General features: G+C 59.5%; 23 protein-coding genes. 6 read left to right on the forward strand and 17 right to left on the reverse strand.

The features are described from left to right. Position 1: 1 nt before the first annotated feature. The 5 genes from ACP7BS_RS07375 (at position 2) to ACP7BS_RS07395 (ending at position 4,531) form a co-directional block, all read left to right on the forward strand. On the forward strand, positions 2-949 hold the full coding sequence (locus tag ACP7BS_RS07375) for a FliM/FliN family flagellar motor switch protein (protein ID WP_426237276.1): 948 nt from the start codon (positions 2-4) through the stop codon (positions 947-949). 60 nt (positions 950-1,009) lie between these two features. Beyond that, on the forward strand, positions 1,010-1,633 hold the full coding sequence (fliN, locus tag ACP7BS_RS07380; RefSeq protein WP_426229099.1) for a flagellar motor switch protein FliN: 624 nt from the start codon (positions 1,010-1,012) through the stop codon (positions 1,631-1,633). Between the two features lie 131 nt (positions 1,634-1,764). Then, positions 1,765-2,796, forward strand: a complete 1,032-nt coding sequence (gene fliG, locus ACP7BS_RS07385; RefSeq protein ID WP_426229100.1) for a flagellar motor switch protein FliG — start codon at positions 1,765-1,767, stop codon at positions 2,794-2,796. A 212-nt stretch (positions 2,797-3,008) separates the two neighbouring features. Beyond that, positions 3,009-4,085: a flagellar biosynthesis protein FlhB gene (gene flhB, locus ACP7BS_RS07390; protein WP_426237278.1), complete on the forward strand. Its 1,077-nt coding sequence runs from the start codon at positions 3,009-3,011 to the stop codon at positions 4,083-4,085. 5 nt (positions 4,086-4,090) lie between these two features. After that, a complete protein-coding gene (locus ACP7BS_RS07395; protein ID WP_426229102.1) occupies positions 4,091-4,531 on the forward strand; it encodes a hypothetical protein in 441 nt (146 codons plus the stop codon). Positions 4,532-4,576: 45 nt separating this feature from the next. Here the strand turns inward: ACP7BS_RS07395 and visR are convergent, their stop codons facing one another. From visR to ACP7BS_RS07475, 16 genes are all read right to left on the reverse strand, one after another. Further along, entirely contained in the window at positions 4,577-5,323 is a 747-nt protein-coding gene (gene visR, locus ACP7BS_RS07400; RefSeq protein WP_426237280.1) for a transcriptional regulator VisR, read from the reverse strand. A gap of 10 nt (positions 5,324-5,333) precedes the next feature. Beyond that, positions 5,334-6,074, reverse strand: coding sequence for a transcriptional regulator VisN (visN, locus tag ACP7BS_RS07405; protein WP_426229104.1), 741 nt, complete (start codon positions 6,072-6,074; stop codon positions 5,334-5,336). Positions 6,075-7,003: 929 nt separating this feature from the next. After that, positions 7,004-8,692, reverse strand: a complete 1,689-nt coding sequence (fliF, locus tag ACP7BS_RS07410; RefSeq protein ID WP_426237282.1) for a flagellar basal-body MS-ring/collar protein FliF — start codon at positions 8,690-8,692, stop codon at positions 7,004-7,006. Positions 8,693-9,057: 365 nt separating this feature from the next. Further along, positions 9,058-9,663 carry a general stress protein gene (locus ACP7BS_RS07415; RefSeq protein WP_426237284.1) on the reverse strand — a complete coding sequence of 202 codons (606 nt, stop codon included), beginning with the start codon at positions 9,661-9,663 and terminating at the stop codon, positions 9,058-9,060. Between the two features lie 28 nt (positions 9,664-9,691). Then, a complete protein-coding gene (locus ACP7BS_RS07420; RefSeq protein WP_426237286.1) occupies positions 9,692-10,012 on the reverse strand; it encodes a PepSY domain-containing protein in 321 nt (106 codons plus the stop codon). Between the two features lie 377 nt (positions 10,013-10,389). Further along, positions 10,390-10,782 (reverse strand): chemotaxis protein CheT, encoded by a 393-nt coding sequence (cheT, locus tag ACP7BS_RS07425; RefSeq protein ID WP_426237288.1) that lies wholly within the window; start codon positions 10,780-10,782, stop codon positions 10,390-10,392. Positions 10,783-10,895: 113 nt separating this feature from the next. Further along, positions 10,896-11,450, reverse strand: coding sequence for a chemoreceptor glutamine deamidase CheD (cheD, locus tag ACP7BS_RS07430; RefSeq protein WP_426229108.1), 555 nt, complete (start codon positions 11,448-11,450; stop codon positions 10,896-10,898). Next, complete coding sequence (locus tag ACP7BS_RS07435; RefSeq protein WP_037105534.1) at positions 11,447-11,836, reverse strand: response regulator; 390 nt, start codon at positions 11,834-11,836, stop codon at positions 11,447-11,449. The genes cheD and ACP7BS_RS07435 overlap by 4 nt, the downstream gene beginning before the upstream one ends. Further along, on the reverse strand, positions 11,837-12,892 hold the full coding sequence (locus ACP7BS_RS07440; protein ID WP_426229109.1) for a protein-glutamate methylesterase/protein-glutamine glutaminase: 1,056 nt from the start codon (positions 12,890-12,892) through the stop codon (positions 11,837-11,839). Beyond that, the gene (locus tag ACP7BS_RS07445) at positions 12,889-13,797 is read right to left on the reverse strand and encodes a protein-glutamate O-methyltransferase (RefSeq protein WP_426237290.1); all 909 of its coding nucleotides are present in this window, start codon (positions 13,795-13,797) and stop codon (positions 12,889-12,891) included. The genes ACP7BS_RS07440 and ACP7BS_RS07445 overlap by 4 nt, the downstream gene beginning before the upstream one ends. After that, the gene (locus ACP7BS_RS07450; protein ID WP_426237292.1) at positions 13,794-14,261 is read right to left on the reverse strand and encodes a chemotaxis protein CheW; all 468 of its coding nucleotides are present in this window, start codon (positions 14,259-14,261) and stop codon (positions 13,794-13,796) included. Before ACP7BS_RS07450 ends, ACP7BS_RS07445 begins: the two co-directional genes overlap by 4 nt. 5 nt (positions 14,262-14,266) lie before the next feature. Beyond that, a complete protein-coding gene (locus ACP7BS_RS07455; RefSeq protein ID WP_426237294.1) occupies positions 14,267-16,540 on the reverse strand; it encodes a chemotaxis protein CheA in 2,274 nt (757 codons plus the stop codon). A gap of 16 nt (positions 16,541-16,556) precedes the next feature. Then, positions 16,557-16,922, reverse strand: coding sequence for a chemotaxis response regulator CheY1 (cheY1, locus tag ACP7BS_RS07460; RefSeq protein ID WP_068951143.1), 366 nt, complete (start codon positions 16,920-16,922; stop codon positions 16,557-16,559). A 3-nt stretch (positions 16,923-16,925) separates the two neighbouring features. Further along, a complete protein-coding gene (locus ACP7BS_RS07465; RefSeq protein ID WP_426123783.1) occupies positions 16,926-17,219 on the reverse strand; it encodes an STAS domain-containing protein in 294 nt (97 codons plus the stop codon). 133 nt (positions 17,220-17,352) lie between these two features. Further along, on the reverse strand, positions 17,353-18,987 hold the full coding sequence (locus tag ACP7BS_RS07470; RefSeq protein WP_426237296.1) for a globin-coupled sensor protein: 1,635 nt from the start codon (positions 18,985-18,987) through the stop codon (positions 17,353-17,355). Between the two features lie 916 nt (positions 18,988-19,903). Next, entirely contained in the window at positions 19,904-21,340 is a 1,437-nt protein-coding gene (locus tag ACP7BS_RS07475; RefSeq protein WP_426237298.1) for an MFS transporter, read from the reverse strand. Positions 21,341-21,474: 134 nt separating this feature from the next. On the opposite strand from ACP7BS_RS07475, the gene ACP7BS_RS07480 reads away from it, so the two are divergent. Further along, positions 21,475-21,783: an ArsR/SmtB family transcription factor gene (locus ACP7BS_RS07480; protein WP_426237300.1), complete on the forward strand. Its 309-nt coding sequence runs from the start codon at positions 21,475-21,477 to the stop codon at positions 21,781-21,783. Positions 21,784-21,798: 15 nt separating this feature from the next. Here the strand turns inward: ACP7BS_RS07480 and ACP7BS_RS07485 are convergent, their stop codons facing one another. After that, positions 21,799-23,169, reverse strand: a complete 1,371-nt coding sequence (locus ACP7BS_RS07485; protein WP_426237302.1) for an FGGY-family carbohydrate kinase — start codon at positions 23,167-23,169, stop codon at positions 21,799-21,801.

The raw sequence follows: 23,169 nt of genomic DNA on the forward strand, positions 1-23,169 counted from the left end.
GATGACCTCAGCGACCAACAACAACGTCTACACCTTCGACCGCAAGCTGCTCGCCCGGATGACCGGCGCGCTCGGCGATACCAAGACGATCAGCAAGCTGTGCAGCGATCTCGGCCACGTCTTTGCCGAGTTCCTGCCCGACATTTTCCAGAACGAGACCGGTCTCGACATCGAGATCGGTTATGCCGGCTTCGATACCGGCCTGAAGAGCGAACTGATCGCCAATCTCGGCAATGGCGTCGCCCTGTGCGATACGTCGCTGCGCAACTGGTGCCCCGATTTCGTCATCAGCTGCGACAGTCCGGTGATCATCACGCTGATGGAAATCCTGCTCGGCGCCCCGGCAAACGCCATCGAGGAACCGAAGCCCCGTTCGCTGTCGAACATCGAGCTCGATGTTGCGACAATGATCTTCGAAAAGGTCGCCGACGTGCTGAAATCGGCGGTCACCGTTGCCGGAAGCTTCGAGCCGGTGGTTGGGCGTCCCTACAATGCCAGCCAGCGGCCGGCGGCAGACCCGGAGGTCGCCGACGTTTACGCCGCCTGCATCAACGTGACGATGGGCCTCGGCCCCGTTCTTTCGACCTTCTCGATCATCGTTCCACAGCAGACCCTTCTGAAAACGGCCGTTGTGTTCCCAAAAGGCATCGGTCAGGGCCGCAAGGCCAAGGGCGCATGGGGCGAACAGCTCGAACAGCAGGTCCGACGTTCGACGGTGAGCCTGGAAGCGCGCATCAAGCTTCAGAGCCTGACGCTGGACAGCATCAGCCGCCTGCAGCCCGGCGACGTCATTCCGTTTCAGGATGCCAAGGATGTGCGCGTCGAGATCAATGCCAACGGCCGCGACCTCTATATCTGCGAATTCGGCCGGTCCGGCGCGAAATATACGGTGCGGATCAAGGACACCCACGGTTCGGAGAGCGACATTCTCCACCACCTGATGAGTTAAAAAGCCCCTGCCTTACCCGGCAACATGGTTGGGGCAAGTTTCAACTGGAATAGTTTGCACATGGCACCGAAGAAAGCACCAATAGAAGACCAGGCGATCCTGAGCGGCGGCGATGCCGAACTCGATCAGGCCATCGACGATCTGCGTGGCGTCCTGCAAAGCGATGCCACCGGAACCGGGCTGGAAAACGATTTCGGCATGGATTTCGCGGCTGCACCCGCCACCGGCGAAACATCGGATTTCGGCAGCACATTTTCAGCCGAAACTGATCTCAGCAGCTTCGGCGGCGATTTCGGCGCCAGCAACAGCTTTGCCGATCTGGCGGAGGCTTCGGCAGCACCTGCCTTCGACGCCGGTTCTTTCGGCGGAAAAGCATTCGGTGGCGACACGTTCGAAGACCAGCCGACTGGTGAACCCGGCAGCGGCATGACGGCCAATCTCGACCTGATCATGGATATCCCGATCGACGTCCAGATTGTTCTCGGCACCAGCCGCATGCAGGTCTCCGGCCTGATGAACCTGACGGAAGGCGCGACGATCGCGCTTGACCGCAGGATCGGCGAACCGGTGGAAATCGTCGTCAACGGCCGGGTTATCGGTCGTGGCGAAATCACCGTTCTCGACGAAGACGAAACACGTTTCGGTGTAAAACTCATCGAAATCAAGGGTACCAGTAAAGTTTGAACCCGGTTACAGCGCCGCGCGTCTCTCATGACGCGCAAAGGTCGCTGTAACACTTTTAATCTGCTGCATAATTTTTCCATAAATCGATTCCGATTTAAGGAATTATGCAGGAGGGTCATGAGGATCAATCCATGATGGATTTCGACAATTTCGAGGCTTCGGCGCCCACCAGGCCACTTACCCAGATGGATAAGGCCGCTGCTGTTCTCCTTGCAATGGGCAAGCCAATAGCCGGCAAGTTGTTGAAATTCTTCACGCAGAGCGAATTGCAGGGCATCATCGCCTCCGCGCAATCACTCCGCTCGATCCCGCCCCACGAACTGGAAATCCTGGTGAACGAGTTTGAGGACCTGTTCACTGAAGGTGCCGGCCTGATGGACAATGCCAAGGCCATCGAAGGTATTCTTGAGGAAGGCCTGACGCCGGATGAAGTCGACGGCCTGCTCGGCCGCCGCACCGCCTTTGCCGCCTATGAAGCCAATATCTGGGACCGCCTGCAGGATTCCGACCCGGCTTTCGTCGCCCAGAGCCTAGGCAAGGAACATCCGCAGACAATCGCCTATGTCCTGTCGATGATGCCATCGACCTTCGGTGCGAAGGTCCTGCTGCAGCTACCGGAAAGCAGCCGCGCCGACATCATCAACCGCGCCGTCAACATGAAGACCGTCAGCCCCAAGGCCGCCCAGATCATCGAGGCCCGCGTGGTCGAGATGATGCGCGAGATGGACGCCGAAAAGAACTCGATCGGGTCGATCAAGATCGCCGAGGTCATGAACGAGCTGGAAAAGAGCCAGGTCGACACGCTGCTTGCATCGCTCGAAACACTCAGCACCGAATCGGTCAAGAAGGTTCGCCCGAAGATCTTCCTCTTCGACGACGTTCTCTACATGCCGCAGCGCAGCCGCGTTCAGCTGTTCAACGACGTATCGGGCGACATCATCACCATGGCGCTGCGCGGATCCGGTATGGAACTGCGCGAATCCGTCCTCGCCTCGATCGGCGCGCGCCAGCGGCGCATGATCGAATCGGATCTTGCGGCCGGCGACGTCGGCATCAATCCGCGCGATATCGCCATTGCCCGCCGCTCGATCACGCAGGAAGCCATTCGCCTTGCCGCCAGCGGCCAGATCGAACTGAAGGAAAAGGAAGCCGTGGCGGCCTAACCGCGCACTGCCGCTTGGCTCCGGAACCGATATAAAAGCCCTCCACCCGATCGCGGTTGGAGGGCTTTTTGCTAGGCGCTTGCCCGCACCCGCCTACTTTCTGTGAAGCGTTGGGTTCCCGCGCATATCTTCCTTGCATGCCCTCCTGCCCCGGCTCACAACAGTTTTCACAGCAAGCACTGCTGCAGCCAGACGCAAGAGGTCTTCATCCGATGTCGGACGATCAGGACAAAGACAGTAAAACAGAATCGCCGACCGAGAAAAAAATGACCGACGCCATGGAGAAAGGCAACACGCCCTTCTCGCGCGAGGTCACCATGTTCGCCTCGGTCGTCGCCATCTACATCTTTGTCGTTTTCTTCCTGCCGCAGGGCTTCGCCACCGTGGCTGAATCGCTGAAGGATATTTTCGAGCAGCCGGAGGCTTGGCGTATCAACACATCGACGGATGTGGTTGCGCTGATAACGCACCTCTTCTCGAAGGCCGGCACTTTGCTCATTCCCTTTTTCGTGCTTTTGATCGTGTTCGGGATCGGTTCCTCCATTCTTCAGAACCTGCCGAGCCCGGTGCTCGACCGGGTCGCACCGAAGATGAACCGGATTTCGCCGATCGGCGGGTTCAAGCGGATCTACGGGATCCAAGGTATCGTCGAATTCGCCAAGGCCGTTGCCAAGGTTGCGGTCGTCTCGCTGATCATCGTGCTGACACTGTGGAACGACTACTATGCCACGCTCGATTCGATGTTCTCGGACCCTTTGACGATCTTTTCGACGATGTCGAAGGACTTCAACAAGATCATGATCGTCATCCTGATCTCGACGGCCGTCATTGCCATCGCCGATTTTTTCTGGACACGGCATCACTGGTACACCGAACTGAGGATGACGAAGCAGGAGGTCAAGGAGGAGCTGAAGCAATCCCAGGGCGACCCGATCATCCGTGCAAGACTTCGTTCGATTGCCCGCGACAGGGCGCGCAGACGCATGATTACCTCGGTGCCGCGTGCCACGCTCGTCATCGCAAACCCGACGCACTATGCCGTTGCGCTGCGTTATGTCCGCGAGGAAGGCGATGCGCCGGTCGTCGTTGCCAAGGGGCAGGACCTCGTCGCGCTGAAGATTCGCGAGATCGCCGAGCAAAATGGCATTCCGGTTTTCGAAGACCCGCCTCTCGCACGCTCAATGTTTGCGCAAGTCTCGGTGGATAGTGTGATTCCACCGGTGTTTTACAAGGCAGTCGCCGAACTGATTCACCGGATCTATGCAACGCAGCCGAAACGGATGACGTGATCCCAATGAAAAAATGCGAATATTCGGAACAACGCGAGAAAATTGTAGCCGACGCGATCCGTCCTGTTGCGACGGAATTGCGCTTGATCGATGCCGCCGACTTTATCGCGATGCTGCGTTTTGAATCGCACGGGAGCCTGTCGGACCTGGTGTCATCAGCCGCCGAGCTCTATTTTCTTCCCGGCACCGTCAACTTCGGTATCGGCGGCAACTACTCGCTGGACTGGGGAACGGAGCCGGAGATCACCCTTGATCTCGAATTGAAGCCGGATGGCGTCACGGTCTATGCGCAGCTGGCTCTGGGCAAGGACTCAGCCGGCCTGGAAATCAACCATATCGCATTTCAAAGCCCGTCCAGCGATCCGGACGAGAATACGGCGTTCCTGGCCCAGAGCCTGAACGCGGCGAAATTCGTCAAATCCTATCCGACCGCTCTGGCGAGCTGAGTTTCCGGATACGGGATACCGGGCCATGACGGCTGAAAATCACGATCAGCTGATATAACCGAGCCGAATGGCCTTGGCGATCGCCTGGATTCTGTTGACCGAATCCAGCTTGGTTGTCGCGGCCCCGAGATAGGCGTTGACCGTATGCACCGACAGTCCCATCTTCTCGGCGATCTCTTCGCTGATATACCCGTCGCCAGCCATCTGCAGGCAGCCGATTTCACGGTCGCTCAGCGATTCCGATGGAAGCATGCGTCGTTCGTCGCTGGCCAGAAGATCGGTCATGATCTGGCAGCTGCGTCCGTGCAGGTCGATGATCACCTCGCTCGACAGATCGATGTAGCTGCCCATGAAGAGAACATAGCCGTTGCCCTGCGCGCCCAGCCTGACCGGCAGGGCAATCCCGGAATAGGGCAGGACGCGGGCGGGAAGACGCTGGGTGAAACGGGCAAAGTCCGGTGTCTCCGCCGCCTGGTGCTCGCCCATGCCGTTCCACAGCATTGGCAGCAGCGACGCATCCAGGTGCACCAGCATCTCGGCGCCGTAGGCAGACACCAGTTCATGCGCCATCGCTTCGCTCTCGACACCCCAATTGTCGAGGACGCAGCTTAGCTTGCGTGTTGCCGGAAGACCGTTTCCGTTCAGCCGCAGAACGGCGAAATTCTTGGCGTTGATCTGTTTCTGCATCGCCTGCAGCCGCGCCACCAGCGTTGCCGCCTTCGACGCCCTCGCCTGCAGCCTGCCAGCCTTGGCGTCGTCGCCTGTGCGCGCATGTGGGAGGAAATAGGTCATGACCGTCCTCCTAGACGAGATTGTTGCGAACGGCATAGGCGATGGCCTCGGAGCGGGTCTTCGTCGCCGTCTTGCGCATCACGCTGGTGATGTAGTTGTTGATCGTGTTTCGCGAGATGCCGAGGATGACCGCGATCTCGTCGCTGGTCTTGCCCTCGGCGATCCAGAACAGGCATTCGAGTTCGCGGTCCGTCAATTCAAAATCACGGTCTGTGCGCGCACCGCGTTCGGTGGTGAAGCTGGCGAAATAACCGGTCAGCAGACCGACATCCCTCAGGCTTTCCTGCGACAGGATCACGTCCTGCGGAAAGAGCAGCATCAGCGACAACCGGGCGCGTCCGACATTGAAGGTTATCGCGCAGTATTCCCGGCTGATGCCGCGGCTGATGTCGATGTCGTCGGGAAGACTCATGAACACCGGCTGCATGACCGACAGGCATTTTTCCATCTCGTTGGTCTTGGAGTGGAGTTGCGACATCACCTTGCCGAGGCGCTTGACGACGTCGAACGGCCAGTCCGAGCATACGACAAAATCAAGGCCTTCGTCCTGGGACAAATCATAGCGCGCGAGGAGATAGTGGGTTGCTCCCACATAGTCCGTCAGGGCCGCAAGTCCCTTGTTCAGATTGCCGCGCTCGGCAAATTCGCCAAGCCTGCGAATGAGCTGCTCTTTGGAAGAACCCCGTCCAACACCGCGCCCGACCGCCCCTGGCAATGGCCAAGTGGCACCTTCTGTTTGTAGAGCATCCATGACATTACCCCCGTGATGGATTCGCCCCGTGCTCAATCAAGCGTTTTCGCCGCCGCCGGCAACCGTATCGAAGCGTCCGCATTCTTCGACACACGCGAATCAGTACGCGAATCACTACATAAAATGTACATCGCCCCTTGCGAAAAACTACTGCCCCCTTATCGGGATTTACTTTTTGAAGAATCCATGAGTCGATTCGCCCATCAGGGCGCAGGAAATAGGCGATCGCCTTTCAGAGCGAAAGCCGCTGCATTTTAGGTAATTGTAATAATTACCTTTTTCGAAGAATAACGGATGGGGAACCCACCCTGTTGTCGTCAAAGCGGCGGCGCTGGCCGTGTAATGGAATGCTAAAACAGCAAAACAAACCAGCGCCGATTGAATCGGCTCCCTTTGTCAAGTTTTGATTTTCTTATTTGTTTTGGACATTGTTGCGAAAATACATCATCAAAAACCCATCGTTTAAATTTGAGAACAGAACGGAAACCAAAGCAATTAACGGCGAAAATCCAACGTAATATTTGGTTCTACCGGAATTATTACTGGCGGCCGGAATCAATACCTACGCTGCCACACCTATTGCGGCAGACAAACCCGGTTTTCCCCAGAGAAAAATTAACGATTTGTTAAATATAACGAATCTCGGACTGCTCCAGTTACATCGTTCGGGCCGGACGCGATTCTTGCAACCGTTCTCAAGCGGCGAGGCAATACAGAAAACGGCAGGAATTCTAGCTTTTCCGAGCAGAACCTTTTGCCTGCCGCACACTCGACATCCAGAAGCCCCGTGCAATTTTGGGTGCTCATCCCGGGGCACGCTCGCGCTGATCTGGCGGCTTCAGTGAAGCCGTCGAAATTTCCATACGGAAAAACCCGCCGGTGGCGGGTTTTCGCAGTGCTTGGTCTGAGGCAGGAGAATGCGTCGGGTCTCAGGCTGCTTTTTCAGCGACCCATTTGCGCAGGATCTTGGCGGCGCGCTCTTCGCTGATTTCGACCATGCGGGCAAGCCTGCGTTCCGGGCCTTCCTTGACGCGCCGGTTGAAGCCGCCCTCGCTGTCGTCGCCCAGGCTGAGCAGGTCGTCGGTGCTGTCGAAGCCGAAGTCGGATCCGAAGCCTTCCATCAGAGCCCCGCCTGCACCGCCGTTTGCGGCAGGCGAGAAGTCCGGCAATTCCAGGCTGACAGGCTCGTTGTCGTTGAGAGCTACGCCCGGGCCACCCAGACCCATCGAGCGGGCAAGAGGACGCATTCCCATCCAGACGACCACGACGGCCACAGTGACGAAGGCAAGCGCGTTGATGATACCGCCGAGATTGCGGGTCAGCGTTTCCATGATGCCGGGGCCAGCGACCGCTTCATCGAGCAGCTGCGTGTTGACGAAATCCATGGCCGTCAGGGTGATCATGTCACCACGCGCCGGGTCGAGGCCAACGGCGGAGGCGACGATTTTCTGCATGTCCTGGATATAGGCATCGATCTTTGCCTGGTCGGCACCTTCGCCGATCATCGCGGCGACCCGGCCGCGGTTGACCACGACGGCGACGGAGAGCTTCTCCAGCGTATAGCTGCTCTTGACGGTGGCGACGGTCTTCGAGTTGATCTCGTAGTTGGTCTGCTCTTCCTTCTTCTCGGTCTGGTCGTTCGACTGAGGTCCGGCCGCACCGCCTGTCGGCGCCGCTTGCGGAACGTTCTGCTGAACGGTCGCCGCATTATCGGCCTGTTGCTGGCTGGATTTCTGCTCTTCCTTGGTCACCCGGGTTGACCGCTCGACGCGCGATTCCGGATCGAACACCGTTTCCTGGATCTGCTGGGTGTCGGTGTTCAGCTTGGCCGTGACACTGGCACGAAAGTTGTCCATGCCGAGGAAAGGCGTCAGAGCCTTGTCGATATTGTTTTCGACTTCTCTTTGAACATTCTGGATGATGCCAAGCGACTGGTTCATGGCGCTGTTGGCGGGATCATCACCGGAGGCGAGAAGCTGGCCGGTGGAATCGAGGATGGTCACGTCGTCGATGCCGAGGCCTGGAACCGACGAAGCCACCAGATGGCGGATCGAGGCTGCAGCGTTGCGGCCGATATTGGCGCTGGCGCGGATCATCACCGAGGCTGTCGGGTTTTGTTCGGCTTTTCTGAAGCTGCCACGGTCGGCCATGACGATGTGGACGCGGGCGGCGGAAATTCCGGAAATCTGCTGGATGGTGCGCGCGATCTCCCCTTCGAGGGCGCGGACGCGGGTGACTTCCTGCATGAAGGAGGTGAGGCCGAGCGAACCGACATTGTCGAAGAGTTCGTAGCCGGCATTGGCGCTGTTGGGCAGTCCGCGTTCAGCCAGATACAGCCGCGCCTTGCCCGTCATGCCCACCGGAACCTGAACGCTCGCCCCATCGGCCCCCACCTCGAAATTGATATTGGCTTCGGCAAGGGCGACGCTCACCTGGTTGAGGTCGTTGCTTTCCAACCCCACATACAGCGTTTCGTAGGAAGGTTTATTGACGAAGAGCGCGGCCGCCAGAACGATCGCTACCGCGACGACACCGGCTGAGATCAGCGCAATGAGTTTACCCTGCCCCAGGCTGGCCAGGTTTTTCGTGACCGTCGAAAGTTGATCCAACAGATTCATTCTGTTTCCGCACCCAGTGGCGCATGTTCCGTTCAGACAACATCGCCTGGGGAGTGAACATGCGCAGATCCAAACATTTGGGTTTCTGGGTCGATCCGGCGCTTATGGATTCGTCAAATCACGCGTAAATCTACCAGTCCCGATTGGCACACTAGGAAACGAAACTTGCGCGAACTTGTCTTGGAACGCCGACGTCGGGAAAGCAGGCAGCACGTTCCATTGCGGAACTCAATGCGAAACGGAGCCGTCTTTCGAGGGCCCAAACTTAATGCAGAACGGAGCGTCTTTCGACGGCCCCAAACTCAGTGCAAAACGGAGCCGTCTTTCGACGGCCCCGGGCAGTTTTCGATCACGATGATGTCAGATTACAAAACACGGCCTGGATAACGGGCGCGGTCCGCATCGATTTCGGCCTGGGTGTAAGGCTTTGATGTATCGTCAAAACCGTTCCAGCCCTGGCCTTCGTATGCCGTCCGGCGGGCGGGGAGATCAACCCAGTTCGAGCGCTTCAGGATCGCTTCAGCCTCGACGGCGCGCGCATCATCAACCTTCGCCGTTACCAGCGTTCCGCCACGGCGGACACCTTCAGCATAGACATGCGCATCGCGCTCATCGACGCCGGAATCCGTCAGCGCACCGATAATACCACCGGTAGCTCCGCCGACCACGGCGCCAGCAACAGCGCCAGCAGCCGTTGCAGCCAACCAGCCTGCGGCCACAACTGGACCGACACCGGGAATTGCCATAATGCCGAGACCTGTCAGCAGGCCTCCAACGCCGCCGACGGCTGCGCCGATGCCGGCGCCAGTGCCAGCGTCTTCGGCAACATCGTTGTCACCCTTGTGACGGCCATCGGCGTTGTTGGAAACGATGCTGATGTCATTGTCAGAAATACCGGCGGCCTTCAGCTGGTCAACAGCGGCGCTCGCGTCAGCATATTGGTCGAAAAGTCCTGTAACGGTCTTTGTCATGGTGTTTCTCCTTGATGTTGTTTTTGGCTTACTTGGCGACGATGTTGCCCTGGTAATCCAGGGACACCATCACGGGCTTGCCGTCCTTGGTGGCCTTGCCCTGCCAGACACCCTTGTCATCAAGCTTCAGCTCGGTAACGTCGGCATAGCCGCCTTCGACGATGCGGTCCTTGGCCTGACCTTCGGTGAAGCTGTTTGCGCCTTCAACCGGTGCGGTGGTGTTCTGATCAGACGGGGTTGCGACTGCGGGCGTGTCGCCGTTGGGATTGGCGGAAGGCGTTGCTGCCTGTGCGAATACGGACGATGCAGACATGGCGACGATCGCCGATGCGATGATAAATTTGTTCACTGGGATCTCCTTGGGATCGTTAAATGACCCTCGCCGACAAAACCCTCCAGTCGCCATAAAGTTCCGCGTTGTTTTGTTGTCCGCAGCAAAAAAACTGTAACGATTCCGACATATTAGTTCCTTCTGCAGCAGATCCCCCAGCAGATTGACGGATTTTACGGCGCCCCCGGAATGCCACATGGCGAGGGTCGGCAAGCAGGTCGCGCACTTCTGTTTGCATCGCTAGAACCCAAGAATTACGGCGCTTAGGAACGTCATCCGGCGCCTGTGGTACGGGCTCAAAACATCCGCATTCCGCGACCGGCGCAAAACAAAACCGCCGCTCACGACGGTTGTCGAGGCGGCGGTAAAATTAAGCAGGGAGAAGTCGGTGCGGGCTAAAAAGCCTCGAAATCGCCGGCTGCCTCGGTCAGCGGCTGAGAATGGCCGTGACGCAACATTCCGTTGCCGAGCGACTTCTGCATGTCGGCAAGCTTGACGAGATTGAGCGCCGTCGTCACGTCCACCAGCCAGGATTGCGGAATGGCCGCAGTGACGGTATCGATGAATTCCGCCAGGCCGCGGGTCTTCTGGACGGCCAGGTCGATACCCTGCAGGACCTTTATCCGATCGGCCGACTCCAGGACGGCCTCTCCATGAATATCGCTGAGCATCGGCTCGATCCGCTCGATGAGATAAGCCACGTCGTAGAGTTCCGAGACGATACGCATCATCGCATCCGGGAGCGCCTCATCGACGTGAGGCATATGGCTCTTCATTTCAGTCAGCATTACACGCCCTCACGCTGGCAACAAATGCCGTCCGGGAACACCCCCACCGAACGGCTACGCTAAACACTTTGCCAAAGCACATCCCGGTCCGAGCCTGGGATGCCACCAAAGCGCTAGAAAAATTCGATCGAATTGTCGACCGGCTTGGGAACAGGCCTTGGGCGCTGTTCCTGAGCCACGGCCTTCTGTGCCTCCACACCGGTCAGCGCATATTGCCGGGCACGGCCGCTGAGCGGCCAGTATTCGAGCTTGCGGCCATGATCGCCACCGGTGCTTTCACCGACCAACTGGATGCCTTCGTCCAACAGGAACTGGCGCGCAAACAGCGCGTTCTGTTCGCCGACATTGGAAAAGCGCGCGATCGTCTTGGCACCACCGAAGATCTTCGCCTCAAGCCGCTCGCGGCGGGCCCCTTTCTTCAGGAGCCCGTTGATCAGCAATTCCATCAGATGCACGCCGTAGCGCGTTGCATCGCCGCCCGACGAAATTGCATCCGCCGAACCCGGCAGAAGGAAATGGTTCATGCCACCGACGCCCGCGACCGGATCACGCATGCACGCAGCCACGCAGGAACCGAGGATGGTCGAGAGCACGACATCTGGATCGTTCACCACCTTCCATTCGCCCTGAATGACATGCACACGCTTGGTCGCAGCCTCAGTGATCATTTCAATGCCCCAAATACGGCTTCGATTGCAGCTTTCATCTTCTCGATGGTGAAAGGCTTGGCGAGCACGTTGTTGGCTCCAAGTGCCGCTGCCTTGGTCACCAGCGCGCGGTCGCCCTGAGCCGTCAGCATGATGAAGGCGGCCTTCTTCGTGGCCGGATTGTTGCGCACGGCAGCAAGCAGGCCAAGGCCATCCATCTTCGGCATGTTGAAATCGGAAATCACCAGGTGATGCGGCTGTGCTGCCATGATCTTGGCACCCTGCTCGCCATCACCGGCAACGGTGATCTGCTTGAAACCAAGCTGTTGCAGGGCATCGCCCAGCAACAGGCGGCTGGTGACCTGATCGTCGACGATCAGAACTTTGATTTTTTCCGCTAGGGACATTTATTCGCTTCCTTCTCTTCGGGCGGCAGTGCTTTTCAGGACTTCTTCCCCGATTGAGCCGAGGGGGAGTTGTGTTTCGACGGCACCCAGTTCGTAGGCAACCCTCGGCATTCCATAGACGACGCAGGTTTTTTCATTCTGACCGAACGTGCGGGCACCTGCGTGGCGCATTTTCAAGAGACCCGATGCGCCGTCGCGGCCCATCCCGGTCAGGATCACGCCGACGGCATTGCGTCCGGCGAGTTCCGCGACGGAATCAAACAGCACATCGACGGACGGGCGATGACCGTTGACCGGTTCGCGGTCCAGCAGACGGCAGCTGGGTGATGTCGGGTTGACGACCTGCAGATGGCGTTCGCCGCCCGGGGCCAGATAGACCTTGCCGATCTCCAGCCGCGCGCCATCCGTTGCTTCGGCGACGGTTGGCGCGCAGATGCGGTTGAGGCGCTCGGCAAAGCTCTTGGTGAAGGTATGCGGCATATGCTGCGTGATCACCGTCGGCGGGCAATTGGCCGGGAATTTCTGCAAAACCGTGATCAGAGCCTCGACACCGCCCGTGGACGATCCGATCGCAACGATCTTTCTGCCTGCCCGGTAATCGGAAGCCGCATTGGCGTTGGCAGCGCTTGGCGCCGCAACCTTGTTGCCCGAAATGATGAACTTGCGCTGCGAGCGGGCCGCAGCCTTCACCTTTTCGGCGAGATCCCGGAACGGATGCGGATCGCCCGGCAGCGGCTTGCCGACGCAATCGAAGGCACCGATTTCCAAGGCCGCCAGCGAGGCTTCCGCCCCCTTGTGCGTCAGCGTCGAGACCATGATCACCGGCATCGGACGCAGGCGCATGATCTTTTCGAGGAATTCCAGCCCGTTCATGTTGGGCATCTCGATGTCGAGCGTGATGACGTCGGGATCGAGGTCCTTGATCGCCTGGCGCGCCTGCATGGCATCAGCTGCCTGGCCGATGACCTGAATCTCGGGGTCGTTGCTGAGAATGGCAGTGATCAGCCCGCGCATGGTGGCGGAATCGTCAACGACAAGAACGCGCGCAGCACTCATGAGCGGCCTCCCTGCGGTTTGCCGGTGTAGCGATAGGTGGTGATGCCGATATTGTCGAAGACCGACTTCGCATCGCCAGAGACGCGTTCGGAATGGCCGATATAGAGATGACCCTTGGGATTGAGCATGCCGCCAAACCGCGACCAGATTTTCATCTGGGTCGGCTCGTCGAAGTAGATGACGACGTTGCGGCAGAAGATCACGTCGAACTGGCCCTTGAATGGCCACTGCGCCATCAGATTGAGTTCGTTGAAGGTAATCAGTTTCTTCACCCGGTCATCGACCTGCCACTTCTGGCGGCCGTTGACTGAGGTTTCGGTGAACCATTGCTTGCGCATTGTCGGGCTGACGGTTTCAAGGGCCGTCGCGTCATAGGCACCGGCCCGGGCCAGCGCCAGAATCTTGGGATCGATATCGGTCGCAAGAATACGGAAATCGTAGTCTGCTACATTCGGCAGCATCGACAGGACCGTCAGCGCGATCGAATAGGGCTCCTGCCCGTCCGAGCAGGCCGCCGACCAGATACGCACCCGGCCGCCATTTTTGGCGCGGGCCAGAAGTTCCGGCAGAACGTCGGACTTCAGATGCTCGAAATGATGGTTTTCGCGGAAGAAGCGGGTGAAATTCGTCGTCAGGTGCGAAAGCATGTCGCGGCGCTCGGCGGCACCGGCGGGCGATGACACCAGCTGGCAATATTCGCGAAAACCCTTCAGGCCGATGTTGCGGATGTGCTTGGAAAGCCGCGAGTAAACGAGCGAAGCCTTCGATTCGTTGAGATAGATGCCGGCATCGGCATAAATCATGGCAGCAATCTCCACGAGGTCGCGGCGGGTCAGCGGATATTCTCCGCTCGCCAGGCATTCGTCCGGAGGCAGTTTGCTGTCAAAGGCGGCTGGCATGCTCATGCAGCTTCACTTTCGGTATGAGGAAACACGGCTTCCAGTTCGATCAGGCAGATCATCCGCCCTTCGATCGCCAGGATGCCGCGGGCAAATGTCCGCTCGAACTCGGACGTCATATCCGGCGTCGGCTGGATATCCTCGTCCTTGATCGTCAATATGTCGGAGACCGCCTCGACAAGCAGGCCGACGACCTTGTTCTTGACCTGCGTCACGATGATGACGTGGCGCACTGTCGGCTCGGCTGGTTTCATGCCGAGGCGGGCCGACAGATCGATGATCGGAAGGACCGCACCGCGCAAGTTGATGACGCCAAGCACATATTGTGGCGCATGGGGCATCGGCGTTGCCGGGGCCCAGCCGCGAATCTCCCGCACGGACATGACGTTGACGCAGAATTCCTGATTGCCGATCCGGAATGCGATGAGTTCGCGCTCTCCATTCGTCACATTTTTGGCGGGAAGCGTCATGGTCCTTACCCTGCAGCGGCGAGCGATGTTTCGGTGTGGAGGGACTGGCCGCGCGATGCCGAAACGACAGCATCGACGTCCAGGATGAGCGCAACGCGGCCATCACCGAGAATGGTGGCGGCAGCAATCCCGGGTACGTGCGTATAGTTGGCTTCGAGGCTCTTGATGACGACCTGGCGCTGGCCCTGGATGGCATCGACCATCAAAGCACGCTGGCCGCCGCCTTCGGATTCCACCAGAAGGGCGACACCTTCGACCGGATTGGCCTGAGTTGCCCGGAAGTTCAGGATGCGTCCCACATCGACCAGCGGGCAGAACGAGTTGCGGATCGAGATCAACCGCTGCGTCGCGCCGAAGGAGTGGATTGCTGCCGCATCCGGCTGCAGGGTTTCGACGATCGCGGTCAACGGTACGACCAGCGTCTGGCCGGCAACCGTGACGACCATGCCGTCGAGAACGGCCAGCGTCAGCGGCAGGCTCATGGTGAAGACCGAGCCCTGGCCGGGCTTCGACGAGATATTGATGCGTCCGCCGAGTGCCTGGATGGAGCGCTTGACCACGTCCATGCCGACACCACGTCCCGAAAGGTCGGAGACCTTGTCGGCGGTGGAGAAGCCAGCGTGGAAGATCAGGTTGTCGATTTCCTCGTCGGACAGGTTGGCATCGGCTGCGATCAGGTCGTTGTCGATCGCCTTCTGGCGAACTTTTTCGCGGTTGATGCCGGCGCCATCGTCGGAGAGTTCGATGACGATACGGCCGGAGCGATGCTTGGCGGTCAGCTTGACCGTGCCTTCGGCATTCTTGCCGGCGGCAATGCGCTTTTCCGGCATTTCGAGGCCGTGATCGACCGCGTTGCGGATCATGTGGGTCAAAGGCTCGGCGAGCTTGTCGATGACCGTCTTGTCGACTTCGGTGTTTTCACCCTCGGTGACGAGGCGAACCGACTTGCCGGTAATATCGGCGATTTCACGAACCGTGCGGGCCATGCGCTGGAACACCGGCTTGACCGGCTGGGCGCGGATCGCCATGACCGAGTCCTGGATCTCGCGGGTCAGTTGCTGCAGTTCTTCCAGACCCATATTGATCGAGGAGACGCCATTCGAGTCATTCTCGATGACGCTTTGCGACAGCATGGCCTGGTTGATGACCAGTTCGCCGACGAGGTTGATCAGCCGGTCGACACGATCGAGATCGACGCGGATGGTTGGTGCGGCAGCAGATGCCTGCTGGGCATTGTTCTGGGCCGCAGCAGCGGCTGCGCCCTTGTCACTGGTGGCAGCGCGCGAGGCGCTGGCGGCCATCTGCACGACATTGGATGCGGCTTCGGCAGCAGCGACGGCCTGCTGCACGGCGGCGATCTGCTCTTCTTCCTCGACCACGCCAAGCGGCGCATCGGGTTCATCATCAAGCGCGGACAGATCAAACGGCACCGGTTGCATCGGCAGATCGTCACCGGCAGCTTCGGCAACCTCACCGGTTTCGAGCGCCGTCACTTCGAGATCGCAATCCCACTCGGCGAACTCGAACACCGATCGCACGGCATCCTCGCCCTTGTCGGTCTTGATCGACACTTTCCAAGAGAAGTAGGCGGCCTCCGGGTCCATCAGGTCGAGGGATGGCAGGCTATCCATGTTGCAATGGATGCTCATCTCGCCGAGGCGCGACAGATCGCGCAGCAGCAACGTCGCTTCGTTGCCCTTGGTGTAGAGTTCCGACTTCGGCTTGAAGACGACGTCATAAGCCGGGAGATCGGCGGACAGATCATCGCCGCCGAAATCGTCGAAGGAGAAGGCGACCGGAACGAAACCGTCGTCGCTGACAACAGGTGCCGGTGCGGCAGCAACCGGAGCGGCCTTCGGCGCAGCTGCGACCGGGGCTGCGGCAGCCGGAGGCGCCTCGCCCTTGGCCAACGCCTCAAGTTCCCGGATCAGCTGCAGGGAACGCGCCTGATCGACGCTGCCGCCGTCGCGTGCGACATTGGTCAGGTCAGCCAGCACGTCGGCAGACTTCAGCATGACCTTCAGGACATCCGGGTTGGGTTCCAGCTTGTTGGAACGAACGCAATCAAGCGTGGTCTCAAACACATGTGCGAAAGAGACGAGATCGTCCAGCCCGAACGCTCCGGCACCACCTTTGATCGAGTGGACCGCACGGAAAACCGCATTCACCGTTTCCGGATCGCGGTCGCCGTCATTGAGCCTCAGGAGACCGGATTCCAATTCCGCGAGTTGCTCCTCGCATTCCTGGAAGAAAATCTCTTTGATTTCGTTCATATCCATGGGGAGAAATCCTGGCTTAGGCGGTTACGCGCTCGATTGCATCGATCAGCTTGGTCGGATCGAACGGCTTGACGATCCAGCCGGTCGCACCGGCCTGGCGAGCACGGTTCTTCTTTTCCGCGTCGCTTTCGGTGGTCAGCACCAGGATCGGAATTGCCCGGAATTTCTCGTTCTTGCGCACGCCCTCGATGAAGCCGAAGCCATCCAGACGCGGCATGTTGATGTCGGTGACTATGACATCCGGATTGGCGTCCTCGAGAATTTCGAGCCCCTCGATGCCGTCCTCGGCCTGGATCGTTTCGAAACCGGCATTGTTCAGCGTGACGAGCAGCATGTTCCGGATGGTTCGGGAATCATCGACTGTAAGAACTTTCTTTTTCATGTCTCAAATCTCCTTTGCCATCAGGTGGTCGATATTGACCCCGATGAGCTGTGTCGTTTTCGTAAATGCGTCCGACACCTTGGCGAAGGTGAAAGACTGATTATCCTCTTCCCAGCTCTTTGCTCCGGCCATCAGGACCTGAACGCACAGAGCGCCGATACGCTCGACTGCAGATGCGTCGATCGCGAGCGGATTGCCGCGCAGAGCCATCAGCTTGCCGTGCAGCGCGTTGGCCTCGTTGAGGTCGAGAACCGGTGCGAGGCTCAAACTTTTCCGAGCGGCTTTCTTGGCTGCCATCTCTACTTTCCTTGTCTGGCTGGGAGTAATTTACAGGGATGGTTCAACTGGTTTTCGGCACGCCCATGCGAGCGCACGTTCCGGCCCTCGAAAACCACTGAGCTTGGCAGGATGTGTTTGTGACGGCTCTGCATCAGCGGCCCCATCCGGCAAGGCGACCCTGCAGGCCGAAGCCCTCTTCGAAGCCGTCATTGCTGTCGCCGATGATTTCGCCCGGCCGTCCGGCTGGTGCCATGATGGCCGGGGTCGAATAGGACGGTGAGAATCCCGTCTTCGGCGCCTGCCGCTGGACATGGAACTGGCGGATCGTCTGGCCGAGTTCGAGTATGACGGTGTGCAGGTCGTCGCAGCTCTCTTTGGCGGCGGTCGCCTGATGTGCGCTCGCGCCGATTTCGGTGCCGATACGGCTCAGATCGGATGTCGCGGCCTGAAGGCCGGTGACCTGTTCGGCGGTTTCTTCGGCAATCCCGGCGATGGCATCGTTGATGCCACGCACCTGCTCGACGATATTGCTGATGGCGTCCTGCGTGCGGCCGACGCGTTCGACGCCCGCTTCGACCTGCGACTTCGTGCTGGAGACCAACTGCTTGATTTCGCGCGCCGCATCGCCTGAACGCTGCGCCAAGGCGCGGACTTCCTGGGCGACGACCGCAAAACCACGGCCGCTTTCGCCCGCCCGTGCAGCCTCGATACCCGCGTTCAGCGCCAGGAGGTTGGTCTGAAAGGCAATCTCGTCGATGACGCCGATGATCTGGCCGATCTTTTCGGCCGACGCTTCGATATCGGCCATGGCTGATATCGCCTGACCGGCGATTTCGCCGCTATGTTCCGCCGACTGGCGGGTAACCGCAACGCTCTTTTCCGCGGCCCGTGTCTGGCTGGCATTGTGCTTGACCCGGTCGACGATGGCGCCGAGCGACCCGACGGTTTCACCCAGCACTACGGACTGTTCCTGCGCCCGCCGAGCAAATTGTTCAGTCTGGCCGGCAAGATCGCGCGAGGATGTTTCCATGGTGACGGCGCGGTCGGCAAGACCGATGAACTCGTTCTGCATGGCATCAAGGGCGCCATTCAGTTCCTGGGCCAGCGGCTGATAGGCAGCGGCCACGTCATTCGGCGTGCGGACGGAGAGGTCGCCACGGCCAAGCGCCTGTGTGACATCGCCAAACAAGGCCAGTGCTTCGGCTTCACCGGCTTTGCGCTGCTCGGCGAGCTGACGCTGATGGCTGTGGCGCTGTTCGTTGAAGCGCAGGGAAACGGAAATCTCGGTGTCGACGAAAACGGTGCGGACGAGAGCGGCGACGAGGTCGGCCAGCTCCTTCCTGTTCGCCTTGCCCAGCGACAGCATCGATTTCGGCCAGAACTGCTCGATCATCGAACAGATCAGACGTTCGAGCACCACGGCGTGGCCGGCGATCTGCCAGCGGGGGTCGAGACCCATCTTGCTCTCGGTATCCGACAGAACCTTGACGCGCTCGGCATAGAGGCTGTCGAAGCGGGCGTCGGTCAGCACGCTCCAATGCGAGGACTGAAGGTCGTGCAGCCGGTCGATCTGGCGGTCGCTGGTGAAATGGCGTGCGGCATCCGGGAAGGTCTGGAGGCGCTGGAACAGGTCGCGCAATGCGAGTTCGACCTCTGCGCCCAACGACTGGCGATGCTTGCGCAAGACGTCGGTCTGGTCTTCATCGAGCCCGGCAAAACGCAAGCGCTCGAGCAGGCTGCCTGCCTGAGCTTTCCTGGTCTGATCTGGCGACGTTTCCTGCCTCACGCTTTTCCCCGGTCCGGTATCTCATCTCTGCAAACCGGGCGGTTTTCAGAGGTATCCTGTAGAAAATCAAACTGTTGCAGCATCTCCACGCGCCTTGAACGGCGCACGGTGCATCCACTCATCAACGGATATTCCAAAGGGGCGTTGCCCAAACGTGCCATCTTGCAAGACGCCAAGTGGCGACGGCTGCAATACCAGCTGGCCACGGCGATCGGCCGCTTCGTTCCCAATAGATATCCGGTGAAAGTGCATACCGGGTCGGAACCGGTTCGTCGGTACGGCGTCATGCCTTGCGGGGAAGTAGATTTTCCCACTCCAACGTGTACGACCATGTTTATGGTTAATTCCTTGCTTGAAGGTTAACGGTTGATGGTCCGTATCTTCTTTCACTAAAATTGACCGCATATTGCCCTCACCGGGCGCAACCGCCTATGAAACGGGGGTTTGCGCCCATCGGAGAAACAACAGGTTTTCAATGGTAAAACTTGGGAGTTGATCTTGAGAGACCCCGCCATTAACTACTGCCTATTCTGACCGGGCAAGCCATGTGCAAGCATAGCCGGACAAAGTGAAGCGGCATCATGACGATGACGTAGAAGGAACGGGCAATGATTGTTCTGGGACTAAGCGCTACGCTTATCGCCACCCTTACACTGGCAGCAGTCTCCATCCTCCTGAATATCGAGGATGATCGTAAGTCATTGAATGCCCGTATTTTCTAGGAAATAGTAAGCCGCACTTCCCGCCTGAACGCCTATGTGCGTCAGAGGCTTCAATACATCGCGGCATATTCTGAGACCCGGAAGCTGCTTGCCGTTAACGGCTGCAGCCGTCCGATAACCATTCTGTTTACAGCACTCTTTGATCGCACACCGGAACAGCGGGTGAGACCCGCCCCAAAGGGCGGGCCACAGGGTCATTCGGCTGGAGCGTAGTTAACAGCAGCCGGCACCTCCACCTGGCGCGGCAGGGTGAGAGCGACGATCAGTCCCAGAACAGTTCCAACAGCGGCCAGATAGACGGCGAACCGTGTCCCTTCGATAAGCCCGATCGTCGCAGTCTGACCCATCGTTTCCCCGACACCATTGGCGACGGCGACCAGGATGGCGAGGCCGACGGCCAACCCGACCTGCAGGCTGGTGGATGCCATGCCCGACGCCACACCCTGCTCTTCCTGGGCAACTCCGGTGGCCGAGACGATCCACATCGCCGTCCACACCATGCCTTGCCCGACACCGAGCACGGCCATGCCCGGAACCAGCCCCATATAGCCCCATTCCGGCGAAATCCCGTAGGCGAAGGCCACCATGCCGGCGACGCTCAGAACCTGGCCGACCACCAGACTGGCGCGAACGCCCGAGCCGGTCGCCATGCGCTCGCCCAGCTGTGTGCCGATGAAGATGGCGACAGCCGGAACGAGGAATGCCAGGCCGGTCCATAGCGCATCGAAGCCGAGCATGCCCTGGAAGAGGACGGTTTCGAAATAGGGTAGAGCACCCAACGTGGCGCCGAAGAACAGTGTCAGCAGCATGCCCGCCAGCGCATAGCGGTTAGAAAACAGGCGCAGCGGCATCAGCGGATCATCGCTGCGGGCTTCGATGACGAAGAAGGCAGCGAGCAGAATGAGACCAGTCACCAGCGCCAGCAGGATCGATGGCGACGCCCAACCGGATTCCGGCCCCTGGACGAGGACGTAAACCAGCAATGTGATACCGATTGTCGCGGTCAGCGCACCCGGAAGATCGAAGCTGCGATGCGAGCCCTGGCTGACATCGCGCGGCATGACGATCAGGGCACCAACGATGATGATGGCAACCAGCGGCACATTGACGAAGAAGACGGCGGGCCAGCCATAGGCGCTGGTAAGAATACCGCCGAGCAGAGCGCCGACGGTCAGGCCCGACGCTCCGGCACCGCCCCAGACAGCGAGGGCGCGGTTGCGCTTGCGACCTTCGGCGAACAACGTCGTCACCAGAGACAGCGTTGCCGGAAACAGCAGGGCGCCGCCGACACCCTGGATCGCCCGGGCGATGATGATGGCACTCGGGCTTGCCGCCAGTCCACCGACCAGCGACGATACGCCGTAAAGCGCCAGGGCGAAGATAAAGATTCGGCGGCGTCCGAGAAGATCGGCAGCGCGGCCGCCTAAGAGCAAGAAGCCACCGAAGGCCACACCATAGGCACTGACGACCCATTGCAGCGTCTGGCGCGAGAAGCCGAGCTGCGCGCCAATGTCTGGCAGTGCGACGAAGACGATATTGTAATCAACGGCGATGACCAGTTGAGCGAAGGCGAGCAGGAACAATGTCCAGCCCAGCCGCTGGCGACCGCCGGATGCGGGAAAAGATGACATGATGGATATCTCTTGTTGCGGGGACAAGGCTGCGCAGCGATGATGATTTGATAGTACGGATAGAATCGTACAATTGTCAACGCGAGACGTCCAAAAAGTTTGACTGTACGCGAACGGTTTATTATCTTGCGTTGATGAACGACCATCATCCCACGCGTGACGACCTTCACCTGCCCGATGTGCTCCTGGCTCTGGGCAATCCGATCCGGCTGGCGGCGGTGAAGCAGATCGCGACCGGCGAATGTATCTGCAGCGACTTCGTAACGGATGTTTCGAAATCGACGATGACGCATCATTGGCGCGTGTTGCGCGAGGCCGGGGTGATCCGGCAGCGCCCGGAAGGCCGGGTCATCTATATGTCGCTGCGGCAGGATGATCTGGAGGCACGGTTTCCCGGACTGTTGTCAGCCATATTCAACGCCGATCAGGTGGCGTCGGTATAGGCTGGCCGAAGTCGCCTATGATGCCGAGACGAGCTTGGTCCAGCTTGCCGCATAAGCAGCATACGCATCCGGAACGGCGCCCAAAAATTCCACCGTATGCGCCTGCGCCCGGCTGCCGTCGACAAGGCATGCAGCCCCAAGGCTTGTGCCGGTGGCGCTCTGACTGCCGATCAGCACGGGGCGGCCGGTTGCGGCTTTCAGCATGCGCAGATAGCTCGGATTGACCGCAAACGGCCCCTCGACGACGACCTCGCCTTCTGCGCCGATCAGATCAAGCGAACTCGCCGTCATCATCGCCAGATGAAAGGAGACGACGGCAAGCCGCTGCGGACCTGTCAATGACGCCTCGTTGCATGTCCAGGAGGCCTTGGCGTGCGGGAAAGGCCCAGAACCTTTCGGCACTGATGGCAGAAGCATCCACTGAGCGGCAGCCACCTGCGCTTCGACGTCTTCGGAAACGGTGACCGCCGGATCGGTGATCAGCGTCGAAAAGGCCCGTCCACCCATGAACCGTGCCGAGGGGACGGGATCGCCCAAGGCGTTGACATTGATCAGCGTGTCGCGCGCCTCGTCCAGCGCCACTTTCCTTGCGCCCATGGCCATCATCACCACCCAGGTTCCGGTGGAAACCACGGAGAACGGTGCTTTCCGCGTCAGCACATGCGGCAGCAGCGAGGAATTGGAATCGTGGATACCGCAATAGACCGGCAGCCCCACCGGCAGACCGGTGTCCTTTGCCGCCTGCGGGGTCAATCCCCCACCCAGACCATCGCTTGCACGCCGCACCGGCGCAAACAGGGGCCGCCAGCCGCGCGCATCAACCATGGTCGAGAAATCGGCCTTGTAGGGATTCCAGAGATCGGTATGGCAGCCGAGAGAGGTCAGTTCGGTGGAGAGAACGCCGCTCAGGCGGTAGGACCAGTATTGCGCATAGGTCAGGATGCTGGCGACGTCGGCAAACTGGTTAGGAAAGGTCTGTTCCTGCCAGTAGATCTGCGCGCCAATGTTCAGGCCCATCGGTAGCCGTGCCGCACCGGTTTCGGCAAAGGGCGGGCGAACCTTGTCATAGTCCCCGGCCAGTGTATCGGGGCCGGTGAATTCGTAATCGAGCAGCGGCAAAGCGAGATCGCCGTTCCTATCGAGCAGAACGGCTGTGGCGCCGTGGGTGGTGACGGATATTGCGTCGATCGGCGTCTCTGCGTTCAGCGCGGCAAGACTTTCGGCAATGAAGCGCCACAGGCGCTCGACGTCGAAATGCGGGTAGATACCTTCGGTCACGACACCGTTTGCAGTTTTGCGTACCGCCGTTTCCTCGAACCGGTCGAGATCGACCAAAGCGACCTTGGCATTCGTCTTGCCGATATCGATGACGGCGATGGTTTTCAT

Origin of the sequence: Pararhizobium sp. DWP1-1-3 (genome assembly GCF_049896125.1) — a bacterium.
Classification (GTDB): domain Bacteria; phylum Pseudomonadota; class Alphaproteobacteria; order Rhizobiales; family Rhizobiaceae; genus Pararhizobium.

What these genes read in the sequence shown, in the direction of transcription:
- ACP7BS_RS07485 (WP_426237302.1), bottom strand. Translation starts at nt 23,169, where the DNA reads ATGAAAACCATCGCCGTCATCGATATCGGCAAGACGAATGCCAAGGTC.
- ACP7BS_RS07435 (WP_037105534.1), bottom strand. Translation starts at nt 11,836, where the DNA reads ATGTCCCTAGCGGAAAAAATCAAAGTTCTGATCGTCGACGATCAGGTC.
- ACP7BS_RS07465 (WP_426123783.1), bottom strand. Translation starts at nt 17,219, where the DNA reads ATGGCAGCCAAGAAAGCCGCTCGGAAAAGTTTGAGCCTCGCACCGGTT.
- ACP7BS_RS07450 (WP_426237292.1), bottom strand. Translation starts at nt 14,261, where the DNA reads ATGACGCTTCCCGCCAAAAATGTGACGAATGGAGAGCGCGAACTCATC.
- fliG (WP_426229100.1), top strand. Translation starts at nt 1,765, where the DNA reads ATGATGGATTTCGACAATTTCGAGGCTTCGGCGCCCACCAGGCCACTT.
- fliN (WP_426229099.1), top strand. Translation starts at nt 1,010, where the DNA reads ATGGCACCGAAGAAAGCACCAATAGAAGACCAGGCGATCCTGAGCGGC.
- ACP7BS_RS07475 (WP_426237298.1), bottom strand. Translation starts at nt 21,340, where the DNA reads ATGTCATCTTTTCCCGCATCCGGCGGTCGCCAGCGGCTGGGCTGGACA.
- ACP7BS_RS07455 (WP_426237294.1), bottom strand. Translation starts at nt 16,540, where the DNA reads ATGGATATGAACGAAATCAAAGAGATTTTCTTCCAGGAATGCGAGGAG.
- visN (WP_426229104.1), bottom strand. Translation starts at nt 6,074, where the DNA reads ATGGATGCTCTACAAACAGAAGGTGCCACTTGGCCATTGCCAGGGGCG.
- ACP7BS_RS07375 (WP_426237276.1), top strand. Translation starts at nt 2, where the DNA reads ATGACCTCAGCGACCAACAACAACGTCTACACCTTCGACCGCAAGCTG.
- cheD (WP_426229108.1), bottom strand. Translation starts at nt 11,450, where the DNA reads ATGATCACTGAGGCTGCGACCAAGCGTGTGCATGTCATTCAGGGCGAA.
- visR (WP_426237280.1), bottom strand. Translation starts at nt 5,323, where the DNA reads ATGACCTATTTCCTCCCACATGCGCGCACAGGCGACGACGCCAAGGCT.
- fliF (WP_426237282.1), bottom strand. Translation starts at nt 8,692, where the DNA reads ATGAATCTGTTGGATCAACTTTCGACGGTCACGAAAAACCTGGCCAGC.
- ACP7BS_RS07440 (WP_426229109.1), bottom strand. Translation starts at nt 12,892, where the DNA reads ATGAGTGCTGCGCGCGTTCTTGTCGTTGACGATTCCGCCACCATGCGC.
- cheY1 (WP_068951143.1), bottom strand. Translation starts at nt 16,922, where the DNA reads ATGAAAAAGAAAGTTCTTACAGTCGATGATTCCCGAACCATCCGGAAC.
- flhB (WP_426237278.1), top strand. Translation starts at nt 3,009, where the DNA reads ATGTCGGACGATCAGGACAAAGACAGTAAAACAGAATCGCCGACCGAG.
- ACP7BS_RS07445 (WP_426237290.1), bottom strand. Translation starts at nt 13,797, where the DNA reads ATGAGCATGCCAGCCGCCTTTGACAGCAAACTGCCTCCGGACGAATGC.
- ACP7BS_RS07395 (WP_426229102.1), top strand. Translation starts at nt 4,091, where the DNA reads ATGAAAAAATGCGAATATTCGGAACAACGCGAGAAAATTGTAGCCGAC.
- ACP7BS_RS07415 (WP_426237284.1), bottom strand. Translation starts at nt 9,663, where the DNA reads ATGACAAAGACCGTTACAGGACTTTTCGACCAATATGCTGACGCGAGC.
- cheT (WP_426237288.1), bottom strand. Translation starts at nt 10,782, where the DNA reads ATGCTGACTGAAATGAAGAGCCATATGCCTCACGTCGATGAGGCGCTC.
- ACP7BS_RS07480 (WP_426237300.1), top strand. Translation starts at nt 21,475, where the DNA reads ATGAACGACCATCATCCCACGCGTGACGACCTTCACCTGCCCGATGTG.